At 75.2% G+C, this 26,416-nt stretch carries 10 protein-coding genes; 5 read left to right on the top strand and 5 right to left on the bottom strand.

Annotated elements, in window-relative coordinates; all coding sequences use genetic code 11:
• Nucleotides 1-8: 8 nt before the first annotated feature.
• The 4 genes from CHF16_RS10645 to CHF16_RS10660 are packed head-to-tail and all read left to right on the top strand — an operon-like array spanning nucleotide 9 to nucleotide 12,912.
• Complete coding sequence (locus tag CHF16_RS10645; protein WP_089325770.1) at nucleotides 9-9,113, top strand: type I polyketide synthase; 9,105 nt, start codon at nucleotides 9-11, stop codon at nucleotides 9,111-9,113.
• A complete protein-coding gene (locus CHF16_RS10650; RefSeq protein WP_089325771.1) occupies nucleotides 9,100-11,550 on the top strand; it encodes a beta-ketoacyl synthase N-terminal-like domain-containing protein in 2,451 nt (816 codons plus the stop codon). Before CHF16_RS10645 ends, CHF16_RS10650 begins: the two co-directional genes overlap by 14 nt.
• Nucleotides 11,547-12,326, top strand: coding sequence for a thioesterase II family protein (locus tag CHF16_RS10655; RefSeq protein ID WP_089325772.1), 780 nt, complete (start codon nucleotides 11,547-11,549; stop codon nucleotides 12,324-12,326). The genes CHF16_RS10650 and CHF16_RS10655 overlap by 4 nt, the downstream gene beginning before the upstream one ends.
• Before the next feature lie 31 nt (nucleotides 12,327-12,357).
• The gene (locus CHF16_RS10660; RefSeq protein ID WP_089325773.1) at nucleotides 12,358-12,912 is read left to right on the top strand and encodes a flavin reductase family protein; all 555 of its coding nucleotides are present in this window, start codon (nucleotides 12,358-12,360) and stop codon (nucleotides 12,910-12,912) included.
• Between the two features lie 68 nt (nucleotides 12,913-12,980).
• On the opposite strand, the gene CHF16_RS10665 is transcribed toward CHF16_RS10660, so the two are convergent.
• The gene (locus tag CHF16_RS10665) at nucleotides 12,981-13,964 is read right to left on the bottom strand and encodes a helix-turn-helix transcriptional regulator (RefSeq protein ID WP_342750088.1); all 984 of its coding nucleotides are present in this window, start codon (nucleotides 13,962-13,964) and stop codon (nucleotides 12,981-12,983) included.
• A 459-nt stretch (nucleotides 13,965-14,423) separates the two neighbouring features.
• Between CHF16_RS10665 and CHF16_RS10670 the strand changes: the two genes are divergently transcribed.
• The gene (locus CHF16_RS10670; RefSeq protein WP_179271474.1) at nucleotides 14,424-15,200 is read left to right on the top strand and encodes a YcnI family copper-binding membrane protein; all 777 of its coding nucleotides are present in this window, start codon (nucleotides 14,424-14,426) and stop codon (nucleotides 15,198-15,200) included.
• A gap of 155 nt (nucleotides 15,201-15,355) precedes the next feature.
• Here the strand turns inward: CHF16_RS10670 and CHF16_RS10675 are convergent, their stop codons facing one another.
• From CHF16_RS10675 to CHF16_RS10690, 4 genes are read right to left on the bottom strand one after another with little or no spacing between them, the layout of a single operon-like run.
• Nucleotides 15,356-19,375 carry a non-ribosomal peptide synthetase gene (locus CHF16_RS10675; RefSeq protein ID WP_179271475.1) on the bottom strand — a complete coding sequence of 1,340 codons (4,020 nt, stop codon included), beginning with the start codon at nucleotides 19,373-19,375 and terminating at the stop codon, nucleotides 15,356-15,358.
• A complete protein-coding gene (locus CHF16_RS10680; protein ID WP_089325777.1) occupies nucleotides 19,372-20,232 on the bottom strand; it encodes a thioesterase II family protein in 861 nt (286 codons plus the stop codon). Before CHF16_RS10680 ends, CHF16_RS10675 begins: the two co-directional genes overlap by 4 nt.
• Complete coding sequence (locus CHF16_RS10685; protein ID WP_089325778.1) at nucleotides 20,220-21,818, bottom strand: GMC family oxidoreductase; 1,599 nt, start codon at nucleotides 21,816-21,818, stop codon at nucleotides 20,220-20,222. Before CHF16_RS10685 ends, CHF16_RS10680 begins: the two co-directional genes overlap by 13 nt.
• On the bottom strand, nucleotides 21,815-26,395 hold the full coding sequence (locus tag CHF16_RS10690) for a non-ribosomal peptide synthetase (RefSeq protein ID WP_089325779.1): 4,581 nt from the start codon (nucleotides 26,393-26,395) through the stop codon (nucleotides 21,815-21,817). Before CHF16_RS10690 ends, CHF16_RS10685 begins: the two co-directional genes overlap by 4 nt.
• Nucleotides 26,396-26,416 lie beyond the last annotated feature (21 nt).

Here is a 26,416-nt window from a genome sequence, read left to right on the forward strand (position 1 = left end):
CGGAGGCCATGGAAGACAACGGCACCGCGGCCGGGAAGCAGACTCCGCTCACCCGGGCGCTCGCGACGATCCGAGAGCTGCGCCGCCGCCTGGAGGAACGGGAGGGCGGCGGTCCCGTCGCCATCGTCGGGACCGGCCTGAGGCTGCCCGGCGGCATCGGCGACCTCGACGGCTACTGGCGGATGCTGGCCGAGGGCCGCGACCTGGTCCGCCCGATGCCGGCGGAGCGCCGGGAACCGTTCGCCGAGGAGTGGCGTGGACTCCCGCAGCGCGGCGGCTTCCTCGACGGCGTGCTGGACTTCGACGCGGGCTTCTTCGGCATCAGCCCCCGCGAGGCGCGGCACCTGGACCCCCAGCACCGCCTCCTCCTGGAGGTCGCCTGGGAGGCCCTGGAGGACGCCGCGCTCCCCGCCGACGCGGCCGCCGCGGCGCGGACCGGCTTCTACCTCGGCATCATGTGGCAGGACTACCGCGACTGGCTCGCCGGGGAGCCGGACGCCTACTGGACGACGGGGAACGGCCACAACTTCGCGGCCGGGCGCATCGCGCACGCGCTGGGGCTCACCGGCCCCACGCTCGCGGTCGACACGGCCTGCTCGTCGTCCCTGGTGGCCGTCCACCTCGCCGTGCAGGCGCTGCGGCGCGGCGAGTGCGAGGTGGCGCTCGCCGGCGGGGCCAACCTGATCCTCTCGCCGCGCTCCATGCGCCTGGTGGCGGAGACCCGCTCGCTGGCGCCCGACGGCCGGTGCAAGACCTTCGACGCCCGCGCCAACGGGTTCACCCGCGGTGAGGGATGCGGCGTCGTCGTGCTGAAGCGGCTGGACCGCGCGCTGCGGGACGGCGACCGGATCCACGCCGTGATCCGCGGCACCGCCCTCAACCAGGACGGGCGCGCCGGCGGCTTCACCGCGCCGAACGTCCTGTCGCAGGTGTCGCTGATCGAGACGGCGCTCGCCGAGGCGGGCCTGGAGCCGGCCGACATCGGGTACGTCGAGACGCACGGCACCGGCACCTCGCTCGGCGACCCCATCGAGATGGAGGCGCTGGCCACGGCGCTGGGCCGCCGGAACGGCGGGCGTCCGCTCGCGGTCGGCGCGCTCAAGACCAACGCCGGGCACCTGGAGTCGGCGGCCGGCGTGGCCGGGCTGGTGAAGGCCGTGCTCAGCCTGCGCGAGCGGCGGTTCCCGCCGCTGGTGCACTTCCGCACCCTGAACCCGAGGATCGACCTCTCGGGCACCGGCATCACCGTCCCGTCGGAGCTCACCGACTGGGACCCGGCGGCCGGCCGCCACGCGGCCGTCAGCTCGTTCGGCATGAGCGGGACCAACGCCCACATCATCCTCGCCGACCCGCGCGAACCGGGGCTCGTCGAGGACCCGCCCGCGCCGGAGCCGGACGGCGCCCCGGCCGGCGGCTTCGAGATCTCCGCGAGGACCGGCGCGGCCCTGCGCGCGCTCGCGGACCGGTACGCCGCGGCGCTGGACGGGCTCGACCCCGCCGACTACGCCGCGTTCGCCCACACCGCCACCTTCGGGCGGACGAGGCTCGACGTCCGTGCCCGGATCGAGGCCGCCGATCCGGGCACGGCGGCCCGGCGGCTCCGCGCCCTGGCGTCGGGCGCGGAACCGGCCGGTGTCACCGTCGTCCGCGACGTCCCCGCCGGTGCCGCGGACGACGGCGCGGGCGTGCCCACGGCGCGGCGGGTCATCGACCTGCCGTTCTACCCGTGGCAGCGCACCCGGTACGCACCCGAATCGCTCGGCGCCGGGCGAGCCGTGCAGCCCGCCGCACCGACCGCCCCCGAGACGGCACTGCCCGAGACGGCACTGCCCGAGACCCATCAGCTCGTCTGGCAACCCGTCGAGCCTCTGGCGGGGAGCAAGGGCGTTTACTGGGTTCTCGCCGGAGACGACGTCGAGCTGGTGAAGCTGCTGCTCGGTGCCGCGGCGCAGCGTGGCGCGGCGGGCACCGTGCTCGGTCCGGACGCGCTGGCGCCCGCCGCCGCGGACGCGGGGTGGGAGCACCGGCCCCTGCCCGCCGGTTCCGACGGCTGGTCGGGCTTCTGGGCCGGCCACCGCGCGACTGAGAGCATTGCCCTTCTCCTCGTGCCGGAGCCGGAGCCGGCGTCGTCCGGCGATGACGCGGCGGACACGGACATAGAGGCGTCGGCCAAGCTCTGCGCCGACATCACCTCGGCCGTCCACGGCCTCCGCGCCGCAAGCGAGACGGGACCGGCGCGGGCGTTCGTCACCACCCAGGGAGCCCGCCGGATCGACGACCAAGACCAGGTCGACTCCCTCCGGCACGGGCTGCTGCACGGCCTGGCCCCGGTGATGGGCCTGGAGTTCAGCACGGTGTGGGGCGGCATCGTCGACCTCCCCGCCGACCCGGAGCCCGACGACGCCGGGGCCCTGCTGGGCTTCGTCGCGGGCGAGACCACACGAGGGCCCGGCGCCGCGTCCGAAGACCTGGCGGCGGTGCGCGGCGGACGGATCCTGGGCGCACGCCTGAGCACCGTCCCCGAGCACGCACCGCACCTGCCGGTCAGGGACGACGCCACCTACCTCGTGACCGGCGGCCTCGGCGCGGTCGGCCGAGAGCTGGTCAAAGACCTCGTGCGGCGCGGCGCACGCCACCTGCTGCTGATCGGCCGCCGCCCGGAGGAGGCCCTCGGCGCCGAAGCGGCAGGGCTCCTGGCGGAGCTGCGCGGCCGTGACGTCTCGGTGGCCTACCGGGGCGGCGGCTGCGACACTCCGGCGGCGATGGCCGCGGCCTGCGCGCCCCTCGGCGGCATGCCGGCCGTGCGAGGCGTGATCCACGCGGCCGGAAGCTCGGAGCGGGCCCCGGCGGAGGACACCGGTACCGAAGAATTCGCCGCCGCGCTCCGGAACAAGTACGCGGCGGCGTGGTCGCTGCACAGGGCGGCGGAGCGGTGGCCGCTGGACTTCTTCGTCCTGGTCTCGTCCGTCTCGGCGGTGTGGGGCACCGAGGGGTACGCCGCCTACTCGGCCGCGAACGGCGGGCTGGACGCGCTCGCCGCGCACCGCAGGTCCCGGGGGCTGCCGGCGACGAGCATCGCCTACGGGCCGTGGACGCTCGACGGCCTCGGGATGGCCGACGAGGAGGCCCTGGAGCGGTACGCGCGGGTGGGCGTCGGCGCCCTCACCGCCGAGCGCGGGTGCGCCGCGCTCGCCGACCGCTCGCCGGGCGCGTCCGGGCACGTCGTGAGCTGCCCGCTCGACCTGGCGCGGCTGGACCGCGTGATGTCGGGCCTCAGGCCCCGTGCGCTGTTCGGGGACGGCACCGCCCCGGACGGCCGGGACCGCCCCGCGACCCCGGCGGCCGCGGAACTGGCCGCGCTTCCGGAACGGGCCCGTGAACCGGCCGCCCGCGCCCGCGTGCGGCGGCTGGTGGCCGCCCAGCTGGGGCACGACGACCCGCAGGCGGTCGACGAGGGCACCGGCTTCTTCGAGCTGGGCCTCGACTCGATCATGGCGGCGGACCTGGTGGCGGGACTGGCCGAGGACTTCGGGACGGACCTCGCCGCCGCCGACGTCTTCGACCACCCGACGGTCGCCGAGCTCGCCGCGCACGTCCTCGAACGGTGGAGCGAGGGCCCCGGCCCGCGCCCCGCCCGCGCCCGCCCGGCCGCGCCGCCGCGCGCCGCGCACCCGGCCGCGGGGACGGGCTCCGCCACCGAGCGCGAGGAAGGGGTGGGCGAGCCGATCGCGATCGTCGGGATGGCGGGGCGCTTCCCGGGAGCGGACTCCGTCGAGGCGCTGTGGGAGCTGCTGCGCGACGGGCGCGACGGCGTCGGGCCCGTGCCGCCCGGACGCTGGGACGGCCTGCCGCCCGGCCGGACCGGCCCCGACGGGGAACCCCTCCTCACCACCGACCAGGGCGGCTTCCTCCAGGACGTCGACCGGTTCGACGCCGCCTTCTTCGGGCTCCCGGCACGGGAGGCCGACGCGCTGGACCCGCAGCAGCGGCTGCTGCTGGAGTCGACATGGCACGCACTGGAGGACGCCGGCATCGACCCCCGGAGCCTGCGGCGCTCCCGCACCGGCGTGTTCGTCGGGATCAGCTATTCCGACTACGCCCGGGTGCTGGCCCGGGGCGGGCTGGAGGACGTCGACGCCTACTACGGCACCGGCACCGCGCTGAACGCCGCGGCGGGCCGCATCTCGTTCACGCTCGGCCTGAACGGGCCGGCGGTCGCGGTCGACACGGCGTGCTCGTCCTCCCTGGTCGCGCTGCACCTGGCCGTCCGCTCGCTGCGCTCCGGCGAGAGCACCGCCGCCCTGGCCGGGGGAGTGAACCTGCTGCTCGACCCGACCTCGTCGGTGGCCGTCAGCCGGGCGCACATGCTCTCTCCCGACGGGCGCTGCCGGACGTTCTCGGCCGACGCCAACGGCTTCGTCCGCGCGGAGGGCTGCGGCGTGGTCGTCCTCAAGCGGCTGGCCGACGCCCGCCGGGACGGCGACCGCGTGCTGGCCGTCATCCGCGGCAGCGCGGTCAACCAGGACGGGGCGTCCTCGGGGCTGACCGCGCCCAGCGGACGGGCCCAGGAGGAGATGCTCCGCGCCGCGCTGGCCGACGCCGGGCTCCCCGGCTCGGCGGTCTCCTACCTGGAGGCGCACGGCACCGGCACCGCCCTCGGCGACCCGATCGAGCTCGGCGCGGCGTGGCGCGTCCTCGGGCCCGGCCGCGGCGACGGCTCGCCGCTGCTGGTGGGGTCGGTCAAGAGCAACGTCGGCCACTGCGAGTCGGCGGCCGGGATCGTGGCCGTGATCAAGACGGTGCTGGCCCTGCGCCACGGGCTGATCCCGCCGAACCTCCACTTCACCGAACCCAACCCGCAGGTGGCCTGGGCGGACATGGACGTCCGGGTCGTGGCGGACCCGGCGCCCTGGCCCGCCGGGGACGGGACGCGGGTCGCGGGCGTCTCGGGCTTCGGGTTCACCGGGACCAACGCCCACGTGCTGCTCGCCGACCCGGACGACCGCCCCGCCCCCGCTCCCGGCCCCGCCGAGGCGACCGGCGGACCGGCCCGGAACCTGCTGGTCCCGCTGTCGGCCCCCGACCCCGGTGGGCTGGCGCGCCTGTCGGCGGCCTGGCGGGAACGGCTGGCGGAGGCCGCCGAGGAGGAGCTGCCCGCCCTCGCCGCCGTGGCGGGTGCCGGACGCGCCCACTTCCCCTACCGCCGGACCCTGTTCGGCAAGTCACGGGACCAGCTCCTGTCCGCGCTGGACGAGCCCGCGCCCGCCGACCCCGTCTCGGACGCGCCGAGGATCGCCTTCCTCTTCTCCGGACAGGGCAGCCAGTACTTCGGCATGGGCCGGGAGCTGTACGAGACCGAGCCCGTCTTCCGCGACACGTTCGACGCCTGCGACGAGGCCCTGGAGAAGTCCATCGGCGCCTCGCTCACCGAGCTGACCCTGTACGGCGAGGACCGGGACGCCATCAACGAGACGCAGGTGACCCAGCCGGCGCTCGTCGCGCTGGAACTCGCGCTCGCCGCCCTGTGGGAGTCGTGGGGCGTCGTCCCGGCGGCCGTGATGGGGCACAGCGTCGGCGAGATCGCCGCGGCGGTGCACGCGGGCGTGATGGACCGGCCCACCGGGCTGACCCTGATCGCCGAGCGCGCCCGCCTCATGCAGGGCACCGAGCGCGGCGGCATGCTCGCGATCGTCGCGCCGGAGGCGGACGCCGCGGCCTGGGCGGACGAGCACGGACTGGACCTCGCCGCCGTCAACGGGCCGGAGGCCGTGGTGCTGTCGGGGCCTCCGGACGCCGTGGACGGCCTGGCCGCGCACCTGAAGGAGCGGAAGGTCCGCCATCGGAGGCTCAGCGTCTCGCACGCCTTCCACTCCCGGCTGCTGGACCCGGCCCTGGCGGAACTGGCCGACGTCCTGAAGCCGCTGGACTTCCACGACCCCGAGGTGCCGATCGTCTCCAACCTGACCGGACGCGTCGCGGGACCGGGCGAGTTCGACGCCCGCTACTGGACGCGCCACGCCCGGCGGCCGGTCCGGTTCCACGACGGCGTCACGGCGCTGCGGGACCTGGACGTGGACCTCTGCCTGGAGATCGGCCCGGACCGGACGCTGATCAACCTCGTCAGGGCCGCCGGGCTCGCGCCGCCCGGCGGCGTCGCGGGCTCGCTGCGCCGCGGCGGTGCCGACCACGACGCGCTGCTCGCGGTGGCCAGGACCCTGTACTCGCTGGGCCAGGACCTCCGGTGGGAGCGGATCCAGACCGCGCCCGCCGGGGTCCGCCCCGACGCCCCGCGCTACCCGTTCGCGAGGACACGCCATTGGGCGTCCAGCCCGGACACGGCGCCCGGTCAAGATCCCGGACGCCCGGTCGGAGGGCCGCCGTGGGGCACGGAGGTCAGGTCGCCCGCGCTGCGCGGCCGGGTGTTCCGGACCGAGCGCAGCACCGCGTACCCGCCCCACCTCACCGACCACCGGCTCTTCGGGACGGTCTCGGTCCCCGGCGCCTCGCAGCTCGCCACCGTCCTGTCGGCGCTGGGCGCGCGGCGCGAGCCGGTCGTCCTCGAAGACCTGCACTTCCCGCGCGCCCTGGTCCTCCGGGACGGCGAACGCTACGAACTGCAGGTCATCGAGGCCGAGGAGGACGGCGCGCGGGCCGTGAGCGTGCAGAGCCTCGTCGACCCCGAGCACGGCCGCTGGCTGGAGCACCTGGCCGCGCGGGTGGCGCCGCCCACCGAAGCCGAGCCCCCCGCGCCGCCCGGCCGTGCCGTGCCCGACCCCGAGGAGTTCACGGCCTCGGCCGACCGCCACCTGTCCGGCGAGGCCTTCTACCGGCACCTGCGCGGCCTCGGCTACCAGCTCGGACCGTCCTTCCGGTGGATCCGCGACGCCTGGATCCGCGGCGACGAGGCACTGATCCGCTACGCCGAGCCCGCCGTGATGAACGAGGATCCGGCGGACTACCAGATCCACCCGGGGCTCCTCGACTCCTGCCTGCAGAGCAGCGTCACCTTCGCCGTCGGGGAGGGGGAGGAGGTGCGGGAGGCCGACCACCTGCCGATCCCCTTCGCCGCCGGACGGGTGGCGTTCCCCGGGCGGCCCGCCCCCGGCTCCGGCCTGTGGGGGCATGTGCGCGCGGTCCGCGACCGGCGGCCGTCCGAGGGGCTCATGCAGGTCCGGACGGCCGACGTGCATCTGTTCGACGACGCGGGCGCGACCGTCCTCGCCGTCGACGGCTTCCGGTTCAGGCCGGCGCCGCGCCCGCTGCTGGAGAGCTCCCTCCGCGGCGACGCCTGGCACGCCTACGAACTGCGGTGGGACGAGTGGGAACCGCGGCTGCCGGAAGCCGGGCGGCTGGAGATCGGCGTCCTCGGCGGCGACGGCGCCGCACCGGCCGTCGAAGCGGAGCTGGAGCAGCGGGGCCACCGCGTCGTGCCCCTCGATCCCGAGGACATGTCCGGGGCCGAATCCGACCTCATCGTGGACGCGCGCCTCACCGCCCCGGCCGCCTCCGGCGCACCGGCGGACGCCTTCCGCCGGCTCGCGGCGCTCGCCGATTCGCTACGGGCGGCACCGCGCCACATCCCCTACGCCGTCCTCTGCACGGGCGACGGCGAGGACGGCGCGGACGCGGCACCGGTCCGCGAGGCGGCCTGGGGCCTCCTGGCCGCACTGGAGGCGGAGGAGCACGATCGGCGGCTCCTGCGCTTCACCCTCACCCCGGGCTGGGAGCCCGCGGCGCTGTGCTCGCTGCTCGCCGGAGCGTCCGCCGAGGAGTTCGCGGAGACGCGCGTCAACCTGGGCGCGAGCGGAGCACGGGTCGCGCGCCTGGCACCGGTCTCCCGATGGAGCGTCCCGGAGGGCGCGGAGCACCGCCACGAGGGACGCGCCGCCCTGATCACCGGCGGGCTCGGTGCCCTGGGACTCAGCGTCGCCGCGATGCTGGCCGCCCGGGGCGCCTCCGACATCACCCTGATGTCCCGCTCCGAACCCGGCGAGGCCGCGCGCGCACTCCTGGACGAGCTGGCGGACGGCGGCACGCGCGTCACCGTCGTCAGCGGCGACGTCACCGATCCGGCAGACTGCGCCCGCGCGGTGGCCGCGGCCGGGGAGCGCGCACCGCTCACCACGGTGATGCACCTGGCGGGCGTCACCGACGACCGGCCCTTCGAGGAGCTGACCGCCGAGTCGTTCGCGAAGGTGTTCGCGGCCAAGGCGCACGGGGCGGAGAACCTCGCCGAGGCGCTGCGCGGCGACCCGCCGGAGGCGTTCGTGCTGTTCTCCTCCGCGTCGGCCGTGCTCGGCACCGCCGGGCAGACCGCCTACGCGGCCGCCAACGGCTACCTCGGCGGCCTCGCCCGCCGGCTGCGCGCGGCGGGGCTGCCGGCCGTCGCCATCGACTGGGGGCCGTGGGTCCCGGCGGCGGGGGGCGGCCTGGCCGGGTCCGCCGCCGCCGCGCGCGCCGCCGAGAGCGCCGGGCTGCGCCCGCTCGGCGACGACGAGGCCGCGGAGCTGCTCGACCTGGCGCTCGCCCGGCGCCGCTCGCGCCTCATCGCGATGGCGGTGGACGCCGAACGCGCCACCCGGCCGCCGCACGGCCGTGCCAGGGCCGCCCTCTTCGGAGCGGCCGCGTCCACCGGCCGCGCAGGCGGGGCCGGCTCCGGCCGCTCCGGGCGGGCGCGCGGGTGGCTGCGCGCCGAGCTGGACGCGCTCGATCCGGACGCGCGGGGCGACCGGCTCCGGGCGGCGGTGCGCGAACTCGTGGGCGAGGCGCTCGGCGACCCGACCGCCGTCCAGGACGAGACGGGCTTCACCGACCTCGGCCTGGACTCGATCATGGTCATCGATCTCCGCTCGCGCCTCGCGCTGGCCGCCGGCGCGGAACTGCCCGCCACGGTCGCGCTCGACCATCCCACGATCGCCCGCCTCGCCGGGCACGTCCTCGGCCTGCTGTATCCGGAGCCGGAGCCGGTCCCCGAGCCGGAGCCCGAGCCGGTGCGGGCCGGGGAGCCGCCGGTCGAGGAGTCGTTCGAGGAGCTGACGTTCGAGGACCTCGTCCGCGCCGTCGAGGCCGATCTGGAAGCAGGAGCCGAGGGAGGACACCATGGAGGCCGCTGAGGTCCGCAGACTGATGGAGGAGCAGCTCGCGCTGTCGCGCCGGTTGCGCTCGCGCATCCGCGCCCTCGAGGACGAGCGGAAGGCCCCCCTCGCAGTGGTCGGCATGGGGCTCAGGCTGCCCGGCGGCCTGCGGACCCCGGGGCAGTACTGGGACTTCCTCCGCGGCGAGGGCACGGCCCTGGGCCCGATCCCGGAGGACAGGCCGGGGCTGCGCGAGGTGCACGATCCGACGGTCGGCAAGCCGGGGCGGTCCTACGTCGACCGGGCCGGGTTCGTCGACGACATCGCGGCCTTCGACGCGGACTTCTTCGGGATCTCGCACCGCGAGGCCAAGCTCCTCGACCCCCAGCAGCGCATGCTCCTGGAGGTCGCCTGGGAGGCCATGGAACGCGCCGGGATCCCCGTGCGGCGCCCGGACCGGCTGAACGTGGGCGTCTACCTGGGCATGATGGCGTCGGAGTACCTGGAGCGGCTCGAAGACCGGTCGGACACGACGCGGATCGACCCCTACTACACGACCGGCGGCGGGCTGTGCTTCGCCGCGGGCCGGATCAGCCACGTGATGGGCTTCTCCGGCCCCGTGGTGAGCTCGGACACCGCCTGCTCGTCCTCGATGACCGCGCTGCACCTCGCCGTCCGCGCGCTCCGCGGCGGCGAGTGCCGCTACGCGCTGGTGTGCGGCTCCAACCTGATCCTGTCGGCGAACCTGATGGTGTCGCTGTGCCAGACCCGCGCGCTGTCCCCGGAGGGGCGGTCGAAGTCGTTCCTGGCCTCCGCGGACGGCTACGGCCGCGGCGAGGGCGTCGGCGCGCTGGTCCTGATGCGGCTGGACGAGGCAGAGCGGGAGGGCCGCCCGATCCTGGCCGTCGTGCGCGGGACCGCGGTCAACCACGACGGCGCGGCGTCGAGCCTCACCGCCCCGAACGGCCCCGCGCAGGAAGAGGTGATCAGCGCGGCCCTGGCGGACGCGGGAGTCGAGGCGGCCGACGTCGGCTGGATCGAGGCCCACGGCACGGGGACCCCGCTCGGCGACCCGATCGAGGTGGGAGCGCTCGACGGCGTCCTCGGGCCCGCCGTGCGGAAGCGCGGCGTCCCGCTGGCGCTGGGCAGCGTCAAGTCGAGGCTCGGGCACCTGGAGGCGGCGTCGGGCATCGCGGCCCTGATCAAGACGGTGCTGGTGCTCCGGCACGGGATCATGCCCGCGGCCCGGGACGAGGAGGACGGCGAGCTCAACCCGCGCATCCCGTGGGACCGGATCGGGTTCACCGTCCCGGCGCGGAACCGCCCCTGGCCGGGCGAGCTGGGCCGGAGGGTGGCCGGAGTCAACTCCTTCGGCATGAGCGGCACCAACGTCCACGCGATCCTGGAGGCGTACACGCCGTCCGCCGAAAGCACGGCCGAGCCGGCCCGGACGGCCCGCCGCCACGAGCTGCTGACCCTCTCGGCGAAGTCCCCGGAGGCCCTGGCCGAGCTGGCGGACGACATCGCCGCGCAGCTGAAGTCGGCCACCCCGGAGACGCTCGGCTCCATCTGCCACACCCTGCGGGCCGGGCGGGCGGGCTTCCCCTACCGCGCGGCCGTCACCGGGACGGCGGCGGACGAGATCGCCGAGCGGCTGGCGGCGGCCGCCGGCGGGCCCTCGGCCGCCGAGCCCGTCCACCCGGTCCGGTCGCTGACCCTGAGCGGAGACCTGGAGTCGGCCGCCGTCGCCGAGGGAACCGCCGCGCTCGCCGGCGCCTTCCCGCTGCTGTTCCCCGCGGAGAGCGCCGGCGACCCGGCGCCCGAACGGCTCGCGCGGGCGATCGGCCGGTTCGGCCTCCCGGTGCGGCTGCGCCCGGCGCGGGCGGCGACCGGCAAGGCGGGTGCGTCGCTGGAGTGGGCCGGGGACGGCGGGCCGCGCACCTGCCCGCTGACCGGCGACGACCCCGCCGACGCGGAGCGGCTCCTGCTGGAGGCGCTGGCGATGCTGTTCACCGACGGCGCGGACCTGAAACTGGGCCCGCTCCGCACGCCCGGCGCGCGCATCGTCCCCGACCTGCCGACCCACCCGTTCCGCCGCACCCGGTTCTGGATCGACGAGCCGCCCATGGGCGCGTCGGCGGGCGGACGCGTGAACGGGACGGCCGCGCACGGCGCCGCGGAGGGAGCCGTGCAGGCCCCGCCGCCCGACGACGGGGACGCCGTGCGCGACTTCCTCATGGCGCGGCTCAAGGACGTCCTCCAGTCACCGGACGACCTGGACCCCGAGGTCTCGTTGCAGGAGGCCGGCGCCGACTCGTTCATCACCACGCTGTTCATCACCAAGGTCGAGGAGCACTACGACCTCGGCCTGCCGCCCGAGGAACTGCACGTCGAGAGCCCGCTCGCGGAACTGATCGCGACGCTGGCCGACACGATCGCCGAGACCGCGGCGAACCGGACGGAGCGCAGCGCATGACGGCCATGGTGCGTCCCAGGGCGGTACCGCGTCCGGTCCTGCGCCTGATCGTCTTCCACCACGCGGGAGGCTCGTCGGCCGCCTACATGCCGCTGGCGCGCGCCCTGCCCGGCGACTGGGAGCTGCTGCTCCTCGACCTGCCGGGACGGGGCAAGAGCCACCGCGCCGCCCCCCTGACGGAGATGTCGCCGCTGGTGGCCGCCACCACGGACGCGGTACAGGAGTGGGCGGGGCCGCCGATCGCCCTGTTCGGCCACAGCCTGGGCGCGATCGTCGCCCTGGAGACCGCCCGCCGCCTGGAGGAGCGCGGCGTCATGCCCCTGTGGGTGGGGGTGTCCGGACGGCCCGCGCCGGACTGCCGCGTGGACGAGGCGCGCCCCCTCTACGAGCTGCCCGACCGGGAGCTGATCGGGGCGCTGTCCCGCTTCGGCGGGATCCCCGCCGAGCTCGACGAGCTGCCCGAGTTCCGCGACCGGTTCGTCCGGCTCGTGCGGGCCGACCTCCAGGCCCTGGACTCCTACGTCCCGGCGCGGCGGCGGTCCCCGCTGAACGCGCCGCTGACCGCGTTCGGCGCCGTCGACGACGAGCTGGCGCCGGCGGACACCGTCGAGCACTGGAGCCGGGAGACCGCCGGCGGCTTCCGGGCGCGCATGTTCACCGGCGGACATTTCCACTTCCTGGGGCGCTCCTTCCCCGGCTTCGCGAAGGTCCTCGTCGACGAGATCAGGCGCAGGACCGACGCCCTGGAAGGGCCCAGATCGCTGTACACCCGGTGAGCCGCCGGCCGATCCTGTGGAGGTAAACGTCATGACGTCGGCGTCACGGGTGGACATACGCCCCCTATGGGCGGGCTTCCCCACGGGAGTGGCGGTCGTGACCGCGCTGGCGGCCGACGGCCGCCCCTGGGGGATGACCTGCACCTCCCTGTGCAGCGTCTCCCTCGACCCTCCGCTGCTCCTGGTGTGCCTGCGGTGCGGGAGCCCGACCCTGGAGGCGATCCAGAGCACCGGCGGCTTCGCCGTCAACCTCCTGCACGACCGGGCGCGGCCCGTCTCGGACCTGTTCGCCTCCGGTGTGCCGGACCGCTTCGACCGCGTCAGCTGGCTGGTCGGTCCGGGGATGGCCGGGCCGCGGCTGGTGGACGCCGCCCACACCGTGGCCGACTGCGCGCTCGCCGAGGACCGGACGGTGGGCGACCACAACGTGGTGATGGGCGCGGTTCTCGCGGTGACCCGGCTCACCAGCCGGCGGCCCCTCATGTACGGGCTGCGCCGCTACTCGTCCTGGCCCGAGCCCGCCGCCGACGCCGACGCCGGGCCGTTCCCGCGCGGCCTGTCGCAGGCGTTCGAAGGGCTGGGGTAGCGGCCCCGGCCGGGACGCGGTGAAAACCCCGGGGCCGGTGTCCCCGGGGCTGCCGCGTCGTGATCGCGTTAGGCGACGGTCGCCAGCGGCTCCAGGCTCGGCAGGGCGAGCAGGATCGGCGGGCGGGCCCAGCCCAGCGGCCGCATGGTGAGGTCGATGCGGCTCGTGGAGCCCGCGTTCAAGGTGACGGGGCCGACGGTGGCACCGAGGATCGGCGGGTCCGCGGCCTGGTCCAGCGGGGGAGCGATCGGAGCGTGGGAGCTGTTCGCCACCGCGTGCACGTACCAGGTGCCGGCGGGGACGCCCGCGAGCGTGAACGGCTCCCCGTGGCCGATGACGCACCAGGAGGCGGCGGGGCCCTGGAGGATCGCCGACTCGAAGACGCCCACGTAGATCTGCGAATGCAGCTCGCCTTCGGCGCGGGTGCGTCCGGTCACGACGGCGCCCTGGCCGGGCCCCGCCGAGCGCGGGCGGCCGGCGGCGCGGGCGGTGCTCGGAACGCTCCATCCTTGCCTGGTCAGGCGGCGGTACTCGGTGGGCGACAGGCCGACGGACCTGGTGAACCGCCGGGTGAAGGTACCGGTGCTGCTATAGCCGACCTGCGCCGAGATATCGGCGACATTGAGCGACGACGTCAGCAGCAGCCGTTTGGCCTCCTGCAGCCTCACCGCGCCGAGAAATCGCCCCGGAGTCACCCCCGTGACCCGGCTGAACAGCCTCAGGAAGTGGAATTTACTGACCATTGCGTCTTCGGCGAGTTCGTCCAGATAAAGGGGTTCGCCATGGCGTTGATATATGGTCTCGACAGCGCGTCTTACGAGATGCTCCACTTCGCATCCTCCTGGTGATCGCCTTGCGCGGGTGAATGGCGCCACTGGTCTTCGCGGGCGGCCCGCGGCGCTGCCGGGCCGTCCGCGCGAACTGAGCTCTCCTCTTCCTGTGCCGTCACGGGCGTCGCTGGAAGCAGGCGCCGCCCCCGTGACGGCGCCGCGACGCGGTGAAGAGGCGCTTAATTGCGGGAAATTCAATGCATTTGTACATTGAAAACCCACACTCGTGATACTCTCCCACGCGGCGCTGAGCTGTCTTCTCCATGGTTGCCTGACAGGATCACCTGACTGTCGGCAAAGGGAGTCAAAGTTGATCGGAGTTACTCAGTGTGCCGAGATATGCGTCGCTGGTGATGAGCCATTCTCGACCGCTGGGGAAGGGAAAGGAGAAGGACACACAAAATTAATCGGAGGGCCCTTGCCCGGCCATTTCGGCCCTGTTGAGGGCGGTCCGATCGGGTCGTCCTGGGGATATTCGCCGGCCGGGGCGGCGCACGGCGTTCGCCGGCGGCCGGCCCGGACATGTGGCACCCAGGGTGCCTCGCCGGCCTGACAGCCCGCGCACGAACCGCCTACAGGGGACGCACACGCCTGACCGCGCCTTCATCGAGACCTGAGAGAGGCGAGAGAGGCCGCTTCTACCGTCGGAGCACGATCCGTCGTCCCCACCTAGGAGAGGCAATGGTCCGAACTTCATCCCGCCTGGTCGTGTCGCTGCTCTGCGCGCTCGTCCTCGTCGTGACCGGCGCGCTCGCGGCCGCCGCGCACGTCGTGCTGCGGCCCGGCACCGCGACCCAGGGCGAGTTCACGAAGCTGACCTTCCACGTCCCCAACGAGAAGGACGACTCCAGCACCGTGAAGGTGAAGGTGGTCTTCCCCGAGGCCCATGAGCAGATCGTCCCCGCCGCGGTCGCGCAGACCAAGGCCGGCTGGAAGATCAAGATCCACAAGGTCCGGCTGGACGAGCCGGTCATCGTCGAGGGCCAGGAGATCTGGGAGGTCGTCGAATCGGTGACCTGGACGGCCGTGGAGGGCACCGCGAAGATCCGCCCGGACCAGTTCGACGAGGTGTCGGTGTTCGGCGGCCCGATGCCGAGCGTCGGCAAGGCCTACTTCAAGGCGTACCAGTACCAGAGCAACGGCGAGGTGATCGCGTGGGACCAGATCCCGAGCGACGGCGACCCGCACCCGGCCCACCCCGCGCCCGCGCTGACGCTGACCCCGCCGAGCGGCGGGACCGCGCAGAAGTCGGGCACGACCGGCGCGCCGGCCGCCTTCACGGGTGACACCGCGGTGCGCCTGACGGCCGCCGCGGAGAGCACCCCCGCGGAGGAGGACGGGTCGCCGTCCATGCTCGGGGCGTCCCTGTCGGTCGTGATCCTGCTGGCCGGCGGCATGGGCGTCGGCCTGCTGGCCGGGCGGCGGCGCTGGGCGCGCGCGGGCCGCGACGACGCGTAGGCCGGCTCACGGAAGTCCCCGGCGGGTGTCGCCCCACCCGCCGGGGATTCTTCGCGTCCCGGCGAGCCCGCCTTGACCGGGGCCGCCGTCCGCGGCCCGCACGAAAGATCCCGCGGCCGGGAGGCTCGGCCGCGGGATCGGTGCGCCACCGGCGGTCAGCCGGTGGAGGCGGGCTCGCGGACCGCCCACGCGCGCAGGCGCTCCGCGAGACCGGGCTGCCGGTCGGGCGAGATCATGGAGAAGTGGTCGCCCGGGGCGGTCTCGGTCTCGATGCCGGGGCACACCGAGCGCCACGCGGGCACGGTGTCCGGGCGGCCGGGCTCGTCGGCCGCCACGAAGAGCAGCACGGGCCGGTCCAGCGGGCCGGGCCGGTAGGCGGCCAGCAGCGCCAGCTCGTGCTCCTGGACGCGCTTCATGCGCTCGTAGCCCGCCTCGTCGATGTCGCCGGGAAGCAGGCCGTGCGCGACGGCGGCGTCCCGGGCGACGCGGGTGAGGGTGCCGGGGGCCGCGGCCCTGATCGCCGCGACCGCCTCCGCGGGCGGGTCGCCGAGCCGCAGCGTGCGCAGGAAGCCGATGTGCCGGTCGGCGTCGGTGAGCGGGAGGTGGATGTCCCTGATCTCGGTGTCGAACATGGCGATCCGGCACTCGTGGCCCTTGGCCACGAGCTGGCGGCCCACCTCGTAGGCGATGGACCCGCCCATCGAAGCGCCGCCCAGCAGGTAGGGGCCTTCCGGCTTGTACCGCAGGAGCTCCTCCCGGTAGGCCGCCGCCAGCGTCTCGAGGTCCGGGGCGAAGGCCGCCTCGGAGTCGTCGACGAGCGGCCGGCTCTGGAAGGCGCGCACCGGTCCCGGCCACGCCCGCGCCAGCGGCCGGTACGGCGAGACCGCGCCGCCGAGCACGTGGAAGAGGAACAGCTCCTCCCCGTCGCCGTCGGCGAGGCCGACCATGCAGGAGACCTCGGGGCCGCCGCCGTCCGCCAGCAGGCCGGCGAGCCCGCGGACCGTCGCCGCCTCGAAGATCCGGCCCATCGGGATGTCGGCGCCCAGCTCGACGCGGACCCGGTTCGCCAGCCGCAGCGCGAGCAGCGAGTTCCCGCCCAGGTCGAAGAAGCCGTCGTCGGGGCCGACGGAGGGGAGCTCCAGGAGTTCGGCGCACAGGCGCGCCAGCCGCTCCATGACCGCGGGGTCGGCTCCGCCGCGGCCGCCGTCCCCGCCGGGGCCGCCGGAGACGTCCGGGTCCGCGGCGGCGGTGCCGCCGGACAGGTCGGGCATGGCCAGCGCGGCGGCGTGGTCGACCTTGCCGTTCGGGGTGAGCGGCAGCCTCTCCACCACGTGGACGCGGCTCGGGATCATGTACCGGGGCAGCCGCTCCGCCAGGTGGGCGGCGATGGCGGCGTGGCCGGGCCGCCGGCCGGGCTCCGGCACGAGCAGGGCCACCAGCCGCTTGCCGCCGGGCGCCCGGTCGACGCACACCACGCATTCGCGCACGTCCGGGTGGGTGCGGGCCGCGGCCTCGACCTCGCCCGGCTCCACCCGGAACCCCTGGATCTTCACCTGCCGGTCCTCCCGGCCGAGGAACTCGATGGTGCCGTCCGGCCAGTACCGGCCGAGGTCGCCGGTCCGGTAGAGGCGCTCGCCGGTCTCGGGATGGTGGACGAAGCGCTCCGCGGTGCGCTGCTCGTCCCGCCAGTACCCGCGCGCCAGGCCGAGGCCGCCGATGTAGATCTCCCCGGTGGCCCAGGGCGGGCGGACGTCCAGCCGGTGGTCGAGCACCTTCATGGTCTGGTTCGCCAGCGGGCCGCCGTAGGGGATGCTCTGCCAGTCGGGGTCGACCTCGCCGACGTCGTAGACGTTCGACCAGATCGACGCCTCGGTCGCGCCGCCCATGGCGAGGACGCGGCACCCGGGCCACAGCGCGCGCATCCGGCCCGGCAGCGGGACCGGGATCCAGTCGCCGCTGAGCAGGAACGCGCGCAGCGGCGGCAGGCCGAGCTCGGGCCGCTGCTCGGCGACCTCGACGATCATCTCGGCCAGGGCGGGCACGGAGTTCCACACGGTGACCCGCTGCTCGCGGGCGGTGGCCGCCCAGCCGAGCGGGTCGGGGCGGGCGGTGGCGGGCGGGAGCACCAGGGTTCCGCCGGCGGCCAGCGTCCCGAACACGTCCCACACCGACAGGTCGAAGCTGAGCGAGGAGATGCCGAAGACGCGGTCGTCCGGTCCGAGGCCGATCCGCCGGTTGACGTCCGCGATGGTGTTGAGCGCGGCGCGGTGCTCGATGACGACGCCCTTGGGCCGTCCGGTCGATCCCGAGGTGTAGATGATGTAGGCCGGGTCGTTCTCGTCGCCGTCGGCGGGCGGCGGCTCGGGGCCGGGCTCCACCTCGTCGACGTGGACGGCGGGGACGTCCTCGGGCCGGTCCTCGGGGGTGCGGTGCGACTGGCGGAGCACGACGCGGGCGTCGCACTCGCCGACCATCAGCCTGATGCGCTCGGCCGGCAGGTCCGCGTCCACCGGGCAGTACACCGCGCCCGCGCGCAGCACGCCGAGCACCGCGACGACCTGCTCCCAGCCCTTGGCCATGACCACCGGCACGACGTGCCCGCGGCGGATCCCGCGGGCGTGGAGTTCGTGCGCGACCGCGGCCGACGCCCGTTCGAGCTCCCCGTAGGTCAGCGTGCGCCCGGAGGCGGTGAGCGCGACCGCGTCGGGCCGGCCGCGCGCCTGGCGGAGGAAGCCGTCCTCCAGCCGGCCCGCGGGGGCCGGGACCGCGGTGTCGTTCGCGGCGGCGACCACGGCGCGGTGCTCGGGCGGCACCGGATCGGGCACGGTGTCGGCGCCGTCCGGGGCGGACAGGGTCTCCAGCATGCGCCGGTAGCAGTCCACGACGGCGGCGGGCAGGCCGGCCGGGAACGCCTCCTCGACGAAGTCGATGTTGGTGGAGACCCCGCCGTCCCTGGCGTCCCTGATCTGGTTGTCGACCAGCACCTGCGGGGTGTGCTGGATGCGCTCGACCAGCCGGAACGCGGGCCGCCCGGCGGGCATGCTGTCGTACCCGGGCCCCTGGTTGTTGGTGAACACGTAGGGGAACGCGGCCCGCTGCGTCCAGCCGTTGCGCTTCGCCATCTCGCGGCTGATGCGCACGGCGGTGACGTCCTTGTTGGCCATGTCGCGCCAGAGCCTGCGCTGCAGCCGCTGCGCCCGCGCCCAGAAGTCCTCGTCGTGCCGGAGGTCCACCTCCAGCGGCAGTGTCGCGCTGCGCTGCCCGACGACCTCGTGCCCGCCCGGCCGGTACGCCAGGTCGTACTGGTGGACGAAGTTCAGGCAGAAGTGGGGGCTGGCGGCCCACGCCCCCAGCGCCTCGGCGAACACGTGCAGCAGGGCCGTGCTGGGCAGCACCCGGTGCTTGCGGAAGTTGGCGCAGAACTGCCGCCACTGGCGCTCGCTCAGGTGGGTGTTCCGGCCGGTGAAGGAGACCGCGTCGATGCTGCTCGCCTGGCGGGCCAGCGGCAGCATCGGTGCCTCGGGCAGCGTGTCGAGGCGCTCCTCCCAGTAGGCCCACTGCTTGAGGAACTCCTCGTCGTCCTCCCTCGCGAGGCGGGACAGCCGCCACTCGCGGAAGGTCTCCACGACGGGCGGCAGCACGGCGTCGGGGTTCTTGTAGTACTCCATGAAGTCGGTCGTCACCGTGCGCATGCTCGAACCGTCCAGCAGGATCAGGCTCATGCGCACGTGCAGCCGCACCCGGTGCGGCCGGACGCGGCTCACCACGAGCTCGAACAGCGGCCAGCCCGCCGGGTCGAGGCCGGCCCCGCACATGCGGTCCCGGATCTGCCGGATCGACTCCTCCCGCCGGTCCCGGTCGAGGTCGGTGAGGTCGATGACCGGCACGTGGACGTGCGGGGTCTCCTCGATCCCCATGACCCGCTGGCCGCCGTCCCTGAGCATCACCGTCCGGAGGTGCTCGTGCCGCTCGACCACCTTGTTGACGGCGTACTCGGCGCGTTCGGGGTCGAACGCGACCGCCTCGGCCTCCAGGTAGTAGTTCTGCCGCCCCCCGAGTTCGAAGACCTGGCTCCGGCCCACCATGTACGCGGACTGGAGGTCGGTCAGGGGGAACCGGTCGGGGAGAACGGGGCCGCCGCCGGCGGGCGGAACGGCCGGTTCTGTCGTCGTCACTGCTTCCTCCCATTCGCTTCGCGGGCGTCCGCGGGCCGCGGCACCGGAAGGTCCCGCCCGATCTCGGGCACGACCCGCTCCGGCATGTCGTGCAAGAAGAAATGGCCGCCGCCGTACGTCCGGACGACGCATCCGGCGGAGGTGTGGCGGCGCCACGCCCGCAGGTCGCCGGCCGTCGTCTCGGCGTCGGCGTCGCCGCCGAACACCGAGACCGGGCACTCCAGCGGCGGACCGGGCCGGTGCCGGTACGTCTCCACCACGGAGAAGTCGGCCCGGATCGACGGCACGAGCGGCGCGATGACGGCCGGGTCGAGGAACTCGGCCGGGGTGCCGCCGAGGTCGCGGAGCCGGGCCAGCAGGTCGGGCAGCGGGGCGTCGTGGACGGGCGGGCGCCTGGCCGGGACGTCGGGGGCCGCGCGGCCCGAGACCAGCAGGCGGGCGGGCTCGCCGAGGCCGCGGCGGCGGAGCTCGCGGCACACCTCGAAGGCCAGCAGCGCCCCCATGCTGTGGCCGAACCAGGCGTGCGGCCGGTCCAGCAGCGGCGCGACCGCGCCGACGAGGCGCGTGACGACGTCGCCGGCCCGGGTGAGCGGCGGCTCGCGGAACCGGGACTCCCGGCCGGGCAGCCGGACGGCCACCAGTTCCACGTCCGGAGGCAGGAAGGGCGCCCACGGGCGGTAGACGGAGGCGCCGCCCCCGGCGTGCGGCAGGCAGAACAGCCGGAGCCGGGGCGCCGGGACGCGGTTCCACCGCACCGTCCAGCGGGCCGCCTCGGTGCCGGTGCTCCCGGGGGCCGCTTCGCCGGCGCCGGTTCTCCCGGCGCCGGCCTCGGCCGGCGCCGTGGTCAGGCCATCCATGTCGCGATCCTTTCGCCGAGCATGAGGCAGGTCAGCGCGGGCGGCGCGCTGACCGGCGAGGGCATCACCGAGGAGTCGCACACCACGAGCCCGCCGATCTGGTGGACCCGGCACCGCTCGTCCACGACCGCGAGCCCGTCGCCGCCCATCCGGGCGGTCCCCGAGGCGTGGAAGAGCGGGGTGACCCAGCGCCGGAGCGCCTTCGAGAGCAGGGCGTCGTCCCGCACCATCCGCTCGGTCCAGATGATGGGACGGCCCAGGTACTCGCTCATCTCCGCCGAGCGGAGGATCGACCAGGCCGTCCGCACACCGCGCATCAGCCGCGCGGTGTCGCCGGGTTCGGCGCACAGCCCGAGGACCAGGTCCGGCGGGCTGCCGGGTTCCGGGCCGGTGGCGTGGACGTGGCCGCGCGACTCCGGGGCGAGCAGGACGGCGGAGACCATCGCGGCGATCCGCCCGCCCAGCATGGGGCCGACGCGGGGCACGTCGGCGGTGGTGACGTTGGAGGCGAGGAAGATCCCGAGGTCGGGGACGCCGCCGGCCGCGGGGCCGGTGGCCGGGCCGGCCGCCGGGATCCGGGCCATCACCTCGTACCAGGGCAGCCCCGCCCGGCAGACGCCCGGCAGCGGGGTCGCCAGGATCGGCACGGCCGGGTGGTCGCAGAGGCCGTGCCCGACGCCGGGCAGGTCGACCAGCGGTTCGATGCCCGCCGCCTCGAGCCGTCGCGGGTCGCCGATGCCGGAGCGCTGCAGGATCAGCGGCGTGCCCACGCCGCCGGCGGCCAGCGTGACGCGCCCGGCGGGGACGAAGCGGGGCCCACCGGGCGTGCTCGCCTCCACCCCGGTCACGCGCCCGCCCGCCAGCCGGACCCGCACCACCTCAGTCCGGTCCCATACGGTCAGGTTCGGGCGGTCCCGGGCGGCGGCCAGATGCGTCAGGTCCGGGGACATCCTGCGGTCGCCGAGTTCGTTGCGCGGGATGCGGCCGGCCCCGCTCCGCCCGGTGCCGTTGAGGTCGCCGAGCGTGGGGAGGCCGAGCCCGCCGCAGGCGCGGACGAACGCCTCGGCGAGCGGGCTCAGCGCCGCGGGGTCGGTGCGCCGGATCGGTACCGGCCCGTCGAGCCCGTGCACCTCGTCCCCGTGGCCCGCGTCCCCGTGGCCCGCGTCCTTGTGGTCGGCGTCGGACTCCAGCCGGATGTAGTGCGGCAGGACGCGGTCCCACGACCACTCGGGGTTGCCCGCGGCGGCCCACCGCTCGAAGTCGGCGGGCAGGCCGCGCAGCGCGATCGCGCCGTTCACCGCCGCGGTGCCGCCCACGGTCCTGCCGAGGGGGTAGGGGCAGTCGGCGATGGCGGCGTCGAGGTCGATCCGGGCCGAGTAGTCCCAGTGCCGCCCGGTCAGGACGGGTATCCCCGACCTGGACTCGGCCGGGTCCCTGCTGGTGGGGCCGGTGCCGGCTTCGAGCAGCAGGACCCGCCGCCCGGGGTCCTCGGCCAGCCGGGCGGCGAGCACGGCGCCCGCCGTGCCGGCGCCGACGACCACCTCGTCCCACGGGCCGGGGGCGGCGCCGCCGTCCGGGGCGGTCACGGCGCCGCGGTCCGCTCGCGCACGGCGGTCGCGAGCTCGCTGATCGTCGGGTTGTCGAACAGCAGCTCCAGGCCCTCCTCGGCGGTCACGTCGAGTCCCGCCTCGTCCCGGAGCCGGTCGATGATGCCGACCGCGTGCAGGGAGTCGGCGCCCAGCTCGAAGAAGCTCTCCTCGACGCCGAACTCCGCGTGGCCGAGCGCGTCGCTCCAGATCTCGAAGAGCCTGCGCTCCATGTCGTCGCGCGGGGCGACGAGGTCCCCGGCGGCCTCCTGCTCCCACGGCAGGGGCAGCGCCGACGGGTCGACCTTGCCGTTCGCGCTGAGCGGGAGCCGGTCCACGAACACGTAGTGGCGGGGCACCATGTAGTCGGGGAGGAGTTCGGCCAGGTCGCCGCGCAGCCGCCCGGCGTCCGGGGCGGGCCGTCCGGCGGGCGCCAGCGCGGCCAGCACGTGCTGGACGTGGACGTCCACGACCGCCGGCCCGTCCGGGATCGAGCCGAAGCGCGCGAATCCGGCGGCGGTGGCGAGGTCACGCCACCGCGACACCGGCAGCAGCGGCCCCTCGCCGTCCCCGTGGCCCTTGGCGAGGCCCTCCAGGAAGCCGACGGTCACGAGCTGCTGCAGCGAGTTCGCCGTGCCCTCGATGAGCAGGAGCAGGCCGCCGGGCGCGAGCGCCGACCGCAGGTGGCCGAGGCTGCGGTCCGGGTCGGCGGCGTCGTGCATGACGTTGGCGGCGATGACGAGGTCGACCGAGCCCGGGGCGACGCCCTGGTCGCCGGGCGGCCGGTCGATGTCGTAGACCGCGTAGTCGACGAAGCCCCGGTCGGCGAACCGCGCGCGGGCGCGCTGGCAGAAGTATTTGGAGACGTCGGTGAAGGAGTAGCGGACCCCATCGGCCGGGAGTTCCGCGAACACCTCCGCCGCGGTCGCGCCGGTGCCCGCCCCCACTTCCAGGATCCGCACGGTGCGGCCGGCGCCGGCGCCCGCCTGGCGGCAGAACGCGGCGGCGGCCTTGGCCACGATCCGGTTCTGGAGCCGCGAGACGGGGTTGCCGGAGTAGAGCGCGTCGGTGACCGTGGAGTCGCCGCCGGGGAGCAGCAGGCTGAGCGGGCTGACCTCGCCGCGCAGCAGTTCCGGCTGCCGGTCGGCGCACGTCCGGAAGTAGTCGAGGAGGGCCCGCTCGCTCTCCCGGGCGTCGATGGCGTCCAGCCCCTCCCGGACGGTCCGGTCGAGTTCCTCCGCGTCGAAGGGCCGCTCGCAGCGGAACTCCCCGGCGTGGGCGGTGCCGGTCAGGTAGCCCTCGTCCGCCAGCACCGCCATCCACCGTTCGACGAGGTCGCCGTACACGGGCTTGATCCCGTGGCGCTCGACGACGGCCGCGCCGGTCGCGGCCTCCCCGGCGGTCTGGAAGAGCCCCAGGCGCGCGAAGGTCCGGGCCATCACCGGCGGGCACAGCCGCTCCACGGCGCGCCAGACGTCCCGGTACCGGGACAGTTCGGCGCCGAGTTCGGCGGAGACCCGGGCCAGCTCGGAGCCACCGGCCTCGACGGCCGAATCCCAGGCGTCGTGGACGGGCTCGCCGTCCTGCCCGTCCCCGGCACCCGCGGCACCGGACGGGACCACGTACGCCACGAGCTGCCGCCGGCCGGTCCGCGGCTCGGCGCGCACGGTCACGACCGACTCGCCGACGTCCGGCCGCCGCTCCAGCGCGGCGTTGATCTCGCCGAGCTCGATCCGGTACCCGTTGATCTTGACCTGGTGGTCCTCGCGGCCGAGGAACTCGATGTCGCCGCCGGGCAGGTACCGGCCGAGGTCGCCGGTCCGGTAGAGGCGCTCGCCCGTCGCCGGGTTCGTCACGAACCGCTCGGCCGTGCGCTCGGGGTCGGCCCAGTAGCCGCGCGCGACGCCGATGCCGCCGATGAAGATCTCACCGGTGGCCCACACCGGCCGCGGGCGGAACCGGTCGTCGAGGACGTGGAGCGTCTGGCCGCGCAGCGGCTTGCCGTAGGGAATGCTGCTCCACTCCGGAGGCACGTCGCCGATCGGGTAGCAGACCGACCAGATGGACGCCTCGGTGGCGCCGCCCAGGCTGATCACCTCGGCGCGGGGGTGCAGCGCGCGGACCGCGTCCGGCAGGGACACCGGGATCCAGTCGCCGCTGAGCAGGGCGAGCCGCAGCGTGGAGTCGGCGGCGCCGTCCGACCGGACCTGGGCGTCCGTCCACGCCTGCATCAGCGCCGGGACGGAGTTCCACACCGTCACCCCGTGCCGCCGCACCAGCTCGGTCCAGTGGGACGGGTCGTGGTGCCTGTCGGGGGCGGGCATCACCACGGTGCCGCCGGCGGCCAGCGTCCCGAAGACGTCGTAGACCGACAGGTCGAAGCTCAGCGCCGACAGGGCGAGCACCCGGTCGGCGGGGCCGATCCGGAACCGCCGGTTGATCTCGGCGACGGTGTTGACGGCGCCCCGGTGGTCGATCATCACGCCCTTCGGGCGGCCGGTGGACCCCGAGGTGAAGATCACGTAGGCCAGGTCGCCGGGGGCGGGGGAGTGCGGCAGCGGGCCGTCGCCGGCGGCCCGGACCTCGTCGTCCGCGAACGTGACCACCCGCACGCCGGGCGGCCAGGCGAGCCGGTCCCGCAGGGTGGGCGTGGTCACGACGATCTGGACGGCGCCCTGCGCCAGCAGGTCCGCGCGCCGCGCCTCGGGCCACTGCGGGTCGATCGGCAGGTAGGCGGCGCCGGACGCGGTGACGCCGACGACGCCGGCGACCTGCTCCCAGCCCTTGTCCATGACCACGCCGACGAGGGTGTCGGGGACGGCGCCGAGCTCCCGCAGCCGCCGCGCCAGCCGGCGGCCGTGGGCGACGATCTCCCCGTAGGTGTGCTCCCCGGCGGAGTCGGCGACGGCCGTCGCGTCCGGGGTGCGGGCGGCCTGGGCCTCGACGAGCCCGCACAGGGTGGCGTCCGCGGCGGCGGGTGTGCTCCCGGCGGACGGCTCGGGGGAGTTGGCGCGCAGGCGCTCGTCGGCCTGCCAGTCCGGCAGGGCCGCGAGCGCGCCGGGCCGGCTCCACGCGTCCTCGTCGCGGGCGAGCCGGTCGAGCAGCGCGTTGTAGGCGGCGAACATGTCGTCGAGCATCCCGGCGGGGAAGAGGCCCTCGACGGAGTCCCAGTTGTAGGTCAGGTCCCCGTCCTCCTCGGACACCTGGTGGTCCAGCCACACCTGGGGGGTCTGGGTCAGGCCGTGCACCTGCTCGCCGAAGAACCTGATTCCCTCCGACGGGTCGTGGTCGGGCGTGCCGAAGACCAGGGCGCTGGTGAACACGATCGGCATGGCGGCGGTGGGCCCGCTGCCCAGGCGGCGGCTCCGCTCCCGCTGGACCCGCACGCCGCTGTAGGCGAGGTGCTCCATGTCGCGCATCAGCTGCCGCTGGATCCGCCCGGCGCGCCCGGCGAACGACGCCACCGCGTCGTCGCGGACCTCCAGCATCGTCAGCGTCGTGAAGTCGCCGATCACCCGGTCGATCTCCGGGTGGGCCCGCGGCCGGTTGAACAGGGTCAGGTTGAGGGTGAAGTCGGGTTGCGCGGACCACTGCCGGAGCACTTCGGCGAACGCGTTCATCAGCACGGTCGAGGGGGTGATGCCGTGCATCTGCGCGGTCCGCTTGACGGCCGTCCACCGCTCCTCGGGCAGCCGGGCCTGGCGGCGCGTGAACTCCGTGCGGGCGAGCTGCGAGGGACGGGTCGCCAGCGGGAGCGCCGGAGCGGGCGGAAGCGTCTCCAGCCGCTCCAGCCAGTACTCCTCGGCGCGCTTGTAGCGGGCGCTCTCCCTCTCCCGCTCCTCGTGCAGGACGACGTCGCGGTACGACAGCTCCAGCGGCTCCGGCGCCCAGCCCGGGTCCTCGTAGAACCGCCGCCAGTCCTGGAACAGCAGGTACAGGCTCAGCCCGTCGAGGATCATGATGTCGAAGCCGAAGTACAGCCGGAGCGTGTCCGGCCCGGTTGCCACCGCGCGGATGTCGAACAGGGGCCAGGTGTCGGTGGAGACCGACTGGTGGTCCATCTCGGCGCGCAGCGCCCGGGTCACCTCGTCGCGCCGGTCGGGCGGCAGTCCCGCCGCGTCGGTGACCGGGATCTCGTAGGCGGGGACGTCGCGCAGGACGCGCTGGCGGCCGTCCGGCTGCACGACGGCCCGCAGCATGTCGTGCCGGTCGATCACCTTGCGCAGGCTCGCGTTCAGCCGCGCGACGTCGAGGCCCTCGGCGTCCAGTTCGAAGTACAGGTGGGTGGAGACGCCGCCGAGCTCGACGGCCGAGCCGCGCCCCACCCAGTACGCGTGCTGGATGTCGGTGAGCGGGAAGGGCTCGTACCGCTCCTCGGGCCGCGGCACGATCCCGGCCGGGGCCTCCTCCGACTCGCTGCGGCGCAGCAGGTCGAGCAGTTCGTCCCGGTTGCCCCGCAGGCGCGCCCGCAGCTCCGGGGTGAGGGAACCGGTGGGCGCGAGAACGTCCAGGCGCCCGTCGGTGACGCGCAGCTTGATGCCGCGCTCATGCAGTTCGTTGAGCAGGTCCTGCGCCATGAGGTCTGGTCTCCTTCGTCG

It is taken from the genome of Actinomadura meyerae, from assembly GCF_900188445.1.
Lineage (GTDB): Bacteria > Actinomycetota > Actinomycetes > Streptosporangiales > Streptosporangiaceae > Spirillospora > Spirillospora meyerae.